Origin of the sequence: Aquimarina acroporae (genome assembly GCF_023195925.1) — a bacterium.
Classification (GTDB): Bacteria; Bacteroidota; Bacteroidia; order Flavobacteriales; family Flavobacteriaceae; genus Aquimarina; species Aquimarina acroporae.
On the sequence record NZ_JALPRE010000048.1, the window covers coordinates 1 to 488 of the forward strand.

1 pseudogene is annotated in these 488 nt (G+C 38.1%); it reads right to left on the reverse strand.

Annotated features, from left to right (window positions below):
- Positions 1 to 488, reverse strand: a pseudogene (locus M0D21_RS22945) (hypothetical protein); the annotation flags it as partial.

Genomic DNA, 488 nt, shown 5'->3' on the forward strand with positions numbered 1-488 from the left:
TCTACACTAGCTCCTTTTGAACTCTGTACCCTGCCTCTAACTACCAAACCCCTGTTGAAATCATACAACACCTTAGGCTCATGATTAAAAATGTTGTTCCAATTATATCGACTCCAACCCTGGGTCAATAACAAAACATCTAAATCATAACGCTTACTCTCCGTAACATCCCTGAAATACTCTCCAGAACGCTCTATAAAACCCTTTACATAGGGCTTTAATAACATCGTAGAAATCATATTGTCATGATGAGTATATGATCTGGTCTCACCTGGTAATACCGAAATACTCAAATCATATGAAACATTACTCCGACGAGGAACACTAACACTCATAATCAATGAGTCCTTCTTCCGGTTTAACTCACTAACCTGTACATGATCTACAATCTTACCTTGAACATCATTGTAAACCAAACGTTCCAATACAGGAGTGTTACCATTAAAAACTGTAAGTACATTGATCCCAGAATACAACTCGCCTCTGCT